The organism is Amphibacillus jilinensis Y1 (assembly GCF_000306965.1).
Taxonomy (GTDB): domain Bacteria; phylum Bacillota; class Bacilli; order Bacillales; family Amphibacillaceae; genus Amphibacillus_C; species Amphibacillus_C jilinensis.
Map to the genome: position 1 here is coordinate 76,404 of NZ_JH976444.1, position 9,873 is coordinate 86,276.

Here is a 9,873-nt window from a genome sequence, read left to right on the forward strand (position 1 = left end):
CGCATAGGATGAGCTGAAGATCCACTTGAGGCGTGATCTTTGCGACTCAAGTTAGCTGAAGCCATCCCCGCGAAAAGCGAATCCTTTGCTTATCGGAATGAAATAACGTTCTAAACGTATGAGAAAGTCATGCGGCACATCCATGCATAAGTAAAGTCAATAAGCATATTGAATACCGAGTCTATGGAATACGATCAAGGTTGAATGACTATTTCAGTGTGCGAAAGTTGAGTTTATTACAGAAAAACGAATAGTGAAAGCGTTCAATTAACCATCCATTAAGTTTTGCCTACTAAAAGTCATTTACCATTTATTGTGTTAGAAAAAAGATTATATTGACGCCTGAATAAAATATTGGTACGATTTCTTTATTAGTTGAATAAGTCGCAATGATGATTATGGGTAACACTATGATCGGAGCAACTTCTGGAGAGCTCGTCTCGTATTGACGACACCGAAGGATTCACAATCTCAGGTAAACGGACAGAAGACAACAAACAAATGTCTAGATATTGTTGTCACTGAGATTGGAGATAGCTTCTCCAATCTTTTTTAACGTATAGGGTGAAAATATTAGTTGAGGTGATAAAAATGCAAAAACGTGCAGTTGTGACAGTAGTGGGAAAGGATACAGTCGGCATCATTGCCCGTGTAACAAACGTGCTTGCTGACCATAGCATGAACATTCATGATATTAGCCAAACGATTTTACAAGATTATTTCACGATGATGATGATCGTTGAAATGGCCGATAAAAACCGATTAGATGATTTACTTGAAGCATTTGAGACAGTGGAGAAGGACATGAACTTGACGATTAGTATTCAATTAGAAGATGTCTTTCAAGCCATGCACCGTATATAAGGAGGCCCATTAATGACGATCGCATATAATGAAATACAAGAAACCATTCGTATGGTACAAATGGAAAGCTTAGATATTCGGACAGTGACCATGGGCATTAGTTTGCGAAATTGTGCTGATGGTGATTTTGAGAAAGTAAAAGCTAATATCTTTCATAAAATCACCAAATACGCAGGCCAATTGAAACCTATAGCAGAACAAGTTGAAAAGGAGTATGGCATTCCCATCGTTAACAAACGCATTTCGATCACACCTATTGCTGAAATATTGGGAGACGCAACTGTTGAGCAAGCTGTTGAGTTAGCTAAAGTATTAGATGCGGCGGCTGAAGAAACCGGCGTTGACTTTATAGGTGGCTATTCTGCACTTGTTCATAAAGGGGTTACTGCTGCTGATCAAACATTATTAGATGCTATCCCTGAAGCACTAGCAACGACAAATCGTGTCTGCAGTTCTGTTTCAATTGGAACAACACGGACGGGAATCAACATCGATGCAGTAGCTAAGTTAGGTGAAATCATTAAAGAAACTGCGGAACGAACAAAAGATCACAACAGCATTGGTTGCGCAAAATTTGTTGCTTTCTGTAATCCTGTTGAGGACAACCCTTTTATGGCAGGGGCATTTCATGGAACTGGTGAGGGGGAAGCTGTGCTTAGTGTTGGCGTGAGTGGACCTGGCGTCGTACTTAATGCTTTAAAACGCTATCCTGATGCAGATTTAGGAGAAGTAGCTGATGTCATTAAAAAAACAGCCTTTAAAATTACCCGTGCTGGAGAACTACTTGGGCGTGTTGTAGCAAACCGCTTAAATGTTCCTTTTGGCATTATGGATTTATCACTAGCTCCAACCAATGCAATGAATGACAGTGTCGCAGAAATTTTAGAAGAAATTGGATTGGAAAGCGTAGGGACTCATGGTACGATAGCTGCACTTGCTTTAATGAACGACGCTGTTAAAAAAGGGGGAGCCATGGCAAGTTCTTATGTTGGCGGACTGAGTGGTGCTTTTATTCCCGTTAGTGAAGATAATGGGATGATCCGCGGTATAGAGGATGGGTCATTATCGCTTGATAAACTTGAAGCGATGACATGTGTTTGTTCCGTGGGACTTGACATGATTGCTCTATCAGGCGAAGCCTCAGCTGAGACATTAGCGGCAATTATTGCTGATGAAGCAGCGATTGGCATGATAAACAAAAAAACAACTGCCGTTCGTATCATTCCTGTCATTGGTAAAGATGAGGGTGAGATTGTTGAATTTGGCGGGTTGCTTGGCCGTGCCCCTATTATTGGTGTTAAACCGTTTAGCTCTGAGAAAATGATTAGACGCGGCGGCCGTATCCCAGCCCCACTTCAAGCGCTTATTAACTAAATGAATACTAAAGGTTAAACATTAAAAAACACCTGTAGTTAGATACTCTTTTTCAGTTATCCTAACTACAGGTATTTTGTTCATCATACTTTTAGTATGACCATTCTTCCTTCAAACGGCTGTACAGTTGATGCAAAATGTTGTCTACCTCTGCTAAATTGTTTAGATGTTGATCAAGATTAACTTTCGGTAAAATAATTTCTCCTACTTGTCTAGTTAGTGAGGCTTTTTCGTGCTTCGGCAAATCCGGATAACGTTGACAATATGTTTTAACTAATTGATAATCACGTTCCGTTAATTGATTAATTAAAATAGAGTCAAAGGCAATATCATCTTGTTGACTATTTCGTTTGTCCGAGGAGACGCCCTGGGAGCGTTTCTTTTTCTTATTGCGTCCCTTATCATGAACAACAATAGTTCCTGCCACTAAATCGCCTAAGCGCTTATGTTTACTATGGAAAAAAATCATGACAATTCCGATAAAATAACCACCTGGTAAATCATCAATAACCCTTAAGAAATTACGAATAAAACTTGATAATAAAGTTAATCGATGGCCATTATCTTGAATAACTCGAATACCAATTAATCGTTTACCTATCGTTTTTCCATTATAAAAATACTCAAATAAAAAGAAATAACTCCAATTAATTACAAAAATCAACAAAACAACCCACGCTAATATCCACAATGAATCCGGATTATAAAATAACAAATATAGAATGCTATCAAGAGAGATTAATGCCAAGATAAAGATAACAACATTAAATAAACCAATGATTAAACTGTCTATTAAAAAAGCAGCCGCCCTACTACCAATACCAGCGATTGAGAAATTAATAGATACATATTCTGGTGTTTTTATCTGAGATTGTTCTAACATAATAAGTCGATTCTCCTCTATCTAAATTAATCGAAAAACGTTATAATAGCGATAGCCATAATTTACAAAATAAAAGGTGGATATTTTTATGCAACTCAAACAATTTATTCAACAAAATCGCCAAAATTGGCAACAACTCGACGAATACATTCAGCTTTTTGATAAAAAAAGGACAAAACCCTCTCACAATATGATTGAAACGTTTGATCAGCTCTATCAATTGGCGACTCAAAATTTGTCTTACAGTCAAACGTTCTTCCCTGATGCTGACGTCACCATTCATTTAAATCAATTGGTGAGTCGAGCGCATAATATCCTTTATAAAACGGAACACACATCATGGTCACAGTTACGCACTTTTTTAAGCGAGAAATTTGTTGGTTTGCTCCTTGAACAGTGGCGTCCTATTATTATCGCTTTATTATTATTTGCACTCGGCGGACTAGCTAGCTTTGTAACGGTCGCTCAAAACCCTCTCCAACTTGAAGCGATCCTTCCAGGCATGATCTCAGACGTGCTCAGCCCAGAACAACTTGAAGCTAATGTTCAGGCGAATCAAGGAAGTGGTATGGCTGCGCTCATGTCTGCTGCTATTATGACAAATAATATCCAAGTCGCTATTCTTGCCTTTGCTGGAGGAATAACTTTTGGTATATTAACCGTCTATATATTAGTCTATAACGGTATTGTCGTTGGTGCTTTAGCAGGATTGTTTTGGCATTCTAACAGTTCTTATGTGTTCTGGGCTTATATTGTACCACATGGTATTATCGAATTAATCGCTATTTTCATTGCTGGCGGAGCCGGATTGCTTATGGGCTACAAACTTTTTGTTCCTGGAAACTATAAACGCAGTACACAGCTTAAATACCATGCACTGCGGTCGATACAACTCCTGCTTGGAACAATTCCTTTATTTGTTCTGGCAGGTGCAATTGAAGGATTTATTACACCCGCTGGATTAACGCTTGAGTTAAAATATGTTGTAGCTATCATTACTCTAATCGGCTTTATTGTTTACATGTTATGGGGGCACTTACGCCAATTAAAGCGCGCTTCGGTTTAGTTGATCAATATAATAAGAGATAGCTGAGACTGCTAATTGTTCTTCTTTGGCCTCGATCAGATCGAGGCCTTGTTTATTCCATTTGATCATCTCTCGTTTTTTCCAGACCACTTTGCCTTGTGCAATTGTTTTTCGCATCGCTTCATTTAATGAATCGGCTTGTAATTGAACGGTTTCCTTCACCCACTGATCTTCGACACCCATGACCACAAATAAATGCTTACGTTGCAATTGTTTTATAAAAAACAATGCATGTGCATCGATAAAAAACTGATTAATATCACTAAATAAGAGAATCATACTACGTTTACGATGTTGTGATTGAATATATTGTAATGCATGGGTATAGCTTGATTCATTTGCTTCAACCTCGATATTATAAATCGTCTTTAGAATGGTTTGAAGATAAGCCATTCCTTTTGCTGGTGGTACATAAGCCTTCACTTCTTTAGCAAAAGCAACGAGTGACACATAATCACCATTATTTAAAGCTGCCGTCGCAACGGTTAAAGCTGCTTCAATATGACGTTCCAATTTATTTCCCTTTTTCAATTCAACACCCATCATACGCCCACAATCAATCATAATGACCACATGCTTCCCATGTTCAGGCTCATATTCATTCACCATCATTTCATGGAGCTTGGCAGATTGATACCAGTTAATTTTTCTTGGATCATCGCCGACGACATATTGGCGGACTTTCGAAAATTCACCTAACCCTGTCTTTTGTTTGCGAATTTTTTCCCCTTCATGCAAAAGGTATTTTTGAGCATGCATTAAATAATCCCGTGATTCTTCCATATTTGGAATGACTTTTAGCTCATTACTTTTTTCAAAAGTACGTTGTTTTTCCCAGAGCCCAAGTTGACTTTGATAACGGACATAGATCTTATTTAAGAGATACAAACCACGTTCATTCGGTACAATCACCTGTTCAACATTTATCGTTTGATCTGCTGTTAAAGCCACATTTCTTGCGTTTTCAGTCTCGATTGTCAATGGCAGGTCATCGGTCCACTTCACCAAGCATGACTTGGTGCTGTTATTCTTTATCGTTAGGTTAATGACAGCTTGTTGATGACGTTCAATTTCATCAGGGCATTCGCGACTTAACGCCAGCTGACCCCGACGAGGCGAAAATGCCAAGTCCACTAAACTCACTAACGTTAACCCTATCAACCAAGAGCCAAATAACCATAAATCGAAGAAAAAGAAGCTTAAGCAGATCAGTATGACACTGGCAAAAATGGTCAAAGTTATTAAGCGTTTAGTCGGGATAATCCCTCTATCTTGGAACAGGCACCGAGCCCACAAGCGTTGCAATAATTTCATCAAGATTTGTCCCCTCCAATTCTGCATATGGAGATAATTGAATACGGTGGCGTAAACATGGTCGAACGACATGTTTGACATCATCAGGTGTCACATAATCTCGATCATCTAGATATGCCCATGCTTGCGCTGTCTTAGCAAGTGCTATCGCAGCCCGCGTACTTGCACCATACTGAATCGCTTCATGTTCACGTGTTTTTCGAACAATAGTTACCATATATTCCATAATCTCTTGTTGGACAGTGACAGCTTTAACTTGACGCTTTAGTTCTGCCAAATCCTCTTCAGTAAATAATGCTACTTGATCTTTGGGATTCACTTGTTCAGATAAAACATGATGTAGCACGTCTGTCTCATCTGCAAGACTTGGGAAATCAATATTTAACTTGAAAATAAAGCGATCTTGCTGGGCTTCAGGTAATGGATACGTTCCTTCAAATTCAATTGGATTTTGCGTAGCTGCCACAAAAAACAATTCAGATAATCGGTAGGTTTCCCCCTGAATCGTAACTTGTCTCTCTTCCATCGCCTCTAGAAGGGCGGCTTGTGTTTTTGCTGGCGTACGGTTAATTTCATCTGCTAACAAAACATTTGTAAAGATCGGACCTTTTAACGTCTGAAACTGACTCTCTTTCATATTATAAATCTTACTTCCTGTAATATCACTTGGTAGTAAGTCTGGCGTGAATTGAATCCGATTAAAATCTCCACCTACAAGCGTCGCTAATGTTTTGACCATTTGTGTTTTTCCTGTTCCAGGGACGCCTTCTATTAAAACATGACCATCAGCTAATAAAGCTGTTAGTAAGTATTTTAAATTATCCTGTTGTCCAATGATTTTCTCTTGATAATGTGCTAATAAAGGAACTAAAGATTGTCTCATTCTTGCTCAACCTCTTTTCGAATTTGATTAATATATTTTGTCCATTCTATAAATTGTTGCTTATTAATTTGCTCTTGTTCAAGTTGCTCAACTAACTTAGAAGTAAATGACTGGATAGACTCTAGTGAACGTTGCTTTAACAAACGAGCAAGTACTTGCTCATACTGTGACCAACTAGCAGTAACTGGTGTACCTGTTTTTTCAAAGATTAATTGTTTAAGATAATCAACTTGAACCATCAGTGCTTCTCGATAGTTCTTTCCTTTAATCTGCCAATTCGCTAGCGCACGTATTCGCTCATCTCCAAAGCGCACCTTTTGTTCGCGTAACTCTCGCGCTACACCGAAACGTTTTCCTCTCATCCATAAATAAAGGAGCGTGACAAGTACTAGCCCGATTGCTAGCATGATGAAAGGATCTGGGTATACTTCTATTAATGGAGAAGAAGTTTGATATATATGTTGATATGTATCGAAAAGAATATCGGTCGTCGATAAATCAACGAGTTCAGTGATTATTTCTAAGTGATCTGCTTCTAGGATCACTTGATTTGTAAACCAATCAGGCTCAGTAATAACCACTAACTCACCTTGTCCATAGCGCCTTGCCATAGCAATGGCGCCTACTCGATCTTGAGCGAGAACATCATCATTAGGTAATACATCCATTCGATGTCCTGAATGTGAAAAAGCCTGGTACTGTTGGTTTCCTATTTCAACTGTCAATTCCTCTTCTAGATTTAATGCTCGATTTATATCGAGGTTAAAGGCCAATGACGGATCTTTCGCTATGTAATAAATCGTACCACCCGCATTAAGGAATGCTTCATAATCAGAAATAGCCTGTTCATCTAAATGAAAAGGTGGCTCAAATAAGAATAAGACAGTATCAGTAGGATCTTGCCATTGATTAATCCGTTCATCATAATACTGAACAGGATAATCCAACTGGTCTAAGGTTTGGTAAAACCCTCGCACGCCATCTGGTGCTGGTGATTCGACATGATAGCTTGGATAGTCTTCCAAAGGTTCATCTGTTAAATAATAACTTGCTATAATTAAAATACTAAAGAGTCCGAGGAATAAAAGCAGCATTTTGTTTTGTTTCAATCGATTCCACATAAAGCTTATTCCCCCTGCTCCAAATGATGAATGGCCTTGATGTAAGCTTGATAAGCCTTTAATTCGACACGTTTATTTCCATAAGTAATCGACTCAAAATAAATCGCAATTTGATAAAAAGCATCTGCTTGCTCACGACCTATACGCTCTATTTCTTTATAATAGTCCCAATTTGTTTTCCAATTTGCTACCTTTAACCACTCATTTTCTTCGAGCCTAAACAGTAAAATTAAAAAGCGGTACCGTACGGCGCCCGGTAAATCATCAGCTTGCTGTGCCGTTTCAAATTGATCAATATAGTCTTGTAGCGTTTTCGTGTGATATGCCACGGCCTGTAGAGGCTGATTACGCTTTAATTGCTGCTTCCTCATCAAGTACCTTGTGATAAACAAAATGAGTAGTAAAGTAAGTATCCCACCAATCACAAGCATTCCAACAATGATCGCATCAGCAAGCGAGTTACCGGGTTGGAGACCACCTAACAGATTGGAAAACCATTCACTAATCCATTCCATCACTTGATCCCAAATCCGTTGAAATATATTGCGTTGGTCTTGATAATATACTTGATAAGCATCCTCTGCTAAAATATCTTTCGCCGTATCTCTCAATTGATCGATATCATTCATCTTTTTTCCACCTATCGTATCGGATCCTCGTCAGTTACGTGGTAATCATCAATCATTTCTTTTAAGTCACTTGCCGTGTGACGAATTTCCAAATCAAAATAAATAACCGCATAACCGACACTGACTATCATCGTCGTAATAATGTTCATTAAATTCGTTAAAATCGTATTTAATACACTGTCACCTAAAAAAATAAAAGCAATACTGATCATATTCGTCATGAATCCTGAAATCACAGTTAAAGTTAGCAATAACCCAAATACCATCCATGTCCGACCTCGCGTTAGTCGAAAACTTCTTCCTAAACCAGGGGCAGCACGATCAAATAGGACAATTGGCAAGTAAAAACCCCAACGAACGAGCAATAAGCATACAGCGATAAGTACGGCTATTAGCAACAAAAATAAAAATAACAGGCCTATGGCTTGATTCGCCATCAAAATATGTAAACTGATAAAGGAAAGTACAAAGATCGGTACAAAAATAATAGCAAAAGAAATTACTCCTAATAACAATGTACTCCCTATCAATGGAAAGAAACGTTTAAATGGTTGCTTGATTATTTCCTTTAATTCAACGTCTTGCTGATCTTTCATACGCTTAACGATTAAAACAACACCTGCTGTGGCAATCGGGAAAATCAACATTTCTAACGCTAGAAGCGCAACGTATTCAAATATTTCAGCAGTCGTCAATACGATATCTTCAGTATTCACCATATTTATAATTTGGTCAACATACGTCTGTCCTGGTGCAAGATCCCTAATCCATCCATGGCCAGAAAAAACTTTAATGCATACTTGCACAACAAAAATCGGGCTGTAAAAGATTAACAATAAAAAAAAGAGCTTTCCAAACTGTTCTTTAATAATTTTAAACGTCATATCCAAGATTTCACCAAATCGCTTTGGTCTTGTAAATAATTTTTCCACAAAAAAACCTCATTTCCATAACTTTAATAATCTATTCTTTTATTTTAACATTAATTGGATGGATGTGAAGAGCAATAAACAATAATTTAAAATTTCAAATTTTTTTGTCAATGTTTGTAACTTTCCGTCAAAGGGAATCGTCTTATAGTTATAAGACTGACAAAGGGTGAGATGATGCACAAAAAGCTACTCTTCATATTATTAATAACATTAGCTAGTTTACTAAGTTGTACTTATTTATCAGACAATACCACTGGCACAAAAGAGGAACCTGGGATTACAGGGTATGTCGTTGATCAGTCTGACGACCGCATCCTTGTTGCTAGTGACCAAGTCCAAGATTTAAGCAAAACCGGTGGTGTATCAGAATACTATGAAATGATTTGGTTCTTAAATGCACCAACAGACATTCAGTGCGGGGACAAAGTCGATATATGGTATGATACAACAGACGATTCATATCCGGCAAACTCAACACTTCAAGACTATCATATTCACGACCAAGAATCACCAAAAGGAGCTCGCTTAACACCTGCAGATGCCCTAAAAGAAGCATTATCAAAACAGAGTAGTCACCCTAGTCAAATTTTTGCTGTTCGTGATGTTATCTTTAATCAAGCCCAGCTCCAATGGACCATTTATTTATTTGAAGTTTGGAGCGGAGAAGTGATTGCCATCGAAGTTACAGAATAAACACAATCATCATCATTAAAAAAGTGATTTTGTTAGAAAAATTTGCCCTTGATACATAAAGTTGGTTCTCTGTCAAATGTGGTGGTGTAATGT

At 38.0% G+C, this 9,873-nt stretch carries 10 protein-coding genes and 1 riboswitch; of the genes, 4 read left to right on the forward strand and 6 right to left on the reverse strand.

The genetic code is table 11. The features are described 5' to 3' along the window. Positions 1-416 precede the first annotated feature (416 nt). Positions 417-497: riboswitch (glycine riboswitch) on the forward strand. Between the two features lie 94 nt (positions 498-591). Together B494_RS0117965 and B494_RS0117970 are read left to right on the forward strand one after the other, a co-directional pair. Further along, positions 592-864, forward strand: a complete 273-nt coding sequence (locus tag B494_RS0117965) for an ACT domain-containing protein (RefSeq protein ID WP_017473769.1) — start codon at positions 592-594, stop codon at positions 862-864. Positions 865-876: 12 nt separating this feature from the next. Then, entirely contained in the window at positions 877-2,238 is a 1,362-nt protein-coding gene (locus tag B494_RS0117970; RefSeq protein ID WP_017473770.1) for a PFL family protein, read from the forward strand. 91 nt (positions 2,239-2,329) lie between these two features. Here the strand turns inward: B494_RS0117970 and B494_RS0117975 are convergent, their stop codons facing one another. Then, positions 2,330-3,121, reverse strand: coding sequence for an RDD family protein (locus tag B494_RS0117975; protein WP_017473771.1), 792 nt, complete (start codon positions 3,119-3,121; stop codon positions 2,330-2,332). Between the two features lie 88 nt (positions 3,122-3,209). On the opposite strand from B494_RS0117975, the gene B494_RS0117980 reads away from it, so the two are divergent. Beyond that, positions 3,210-4,187, forward strand: a complete 978-nt coding sequence (locus B494_RS0117980) for a stage II sporulation protein M (RefSeq protein ID WP_017473772.1) — start codon at positions 3,210-3,212, stop codon at positions 4,185-4,187. Here the strand turns inward: B494_RS0117980 and B494_RS0117985 are convergent. From B494_RS0117985 to B494_RS0118005, 5 genes are read right to left on the reverse strand one after another with little or no spacing between them, the layout of a single operon-like run. After that, on the reverse strand, positions 4,167-5,522 hold the full coding sequence (locus B494_RS0117985) for a DUF58 domain-containing protein (protein ID WP_017473773.1): 1,356 nt from the start codon (positions 5,520-5,522) through the stop codon (positions 4,167-4,169). The genes B494_RS0117980 and B494_RS0117985 overlap by 21 nt on opposite strands. Next, entirely contained in the window at positions 5,476-6,405 is a 930-nt protein-coding gene (locus B494_RS0117990) for an AAA family ATPase (protein ID WP_017473774.1), read from the reverse strand. Before B494_RS0117990 ends, B494_RS0117985 begins: the two co-directional genes overlap by 47 nt. Next, a complete protein-coding gene (locus B494_RS0117995) occupies positions 6,402-7,526 on the reverse strand; it encodes a DUF4350 domain-containing protein (protein ID WP_017473775.1) in 1,125 nt (374 codons plus the stop codon). Before B494_RS0117995 ends, B494_RS0117990 begins: the two co-directional genes overlap by 4 nt. A 5-nt stretch (positions 7,527-7,531) precedes the next feature. Further along, positions 7,532-8,155 carry a DUF4129 domain-containing protein gene (locus tag B494_RS0118000; protein WP_017473776.1) on the reverse strand — a complete coding sequence of 208 codons (624 nt, stop codon included), beginning with the start codon at positions 8,153-8,155 and terminating at the stop codon, positions 7,532-7,534. Positions 8,156-8,166: 11 nt separating this feature from the next. Then, on the reverse strand, positions 8,167-9,087 hold the full coding sequence (locus tag B494_RS0118005; protein WP_017473777.1) for a hypothetical protein: 921 nt from the start codon (positions 9,085-9,087) through the stop codon (positions 8,167-8,169). Between the two features lie 174 nt (positions 9,088-9,261). Between B494_RS0118005 and B494_RS20320 the strand changes: the two genes are divergently transcribed. Then, positions 9,262-9,780 carry a DUF3221 domain-containing protein gene (locus tag B494_RS20320; RefSeq protein ID WP_017473778.1) on the forward strand — a complete coding sequence of 173 codons (519 nt, stop codon included), beginning with the start codon at positions 9,262-9,264 and terminating at the stop codon, positions 9,778-9,780. The last annotated feature ends 93 nt before the right edge of the window (positions 9,781-9,873 follow it).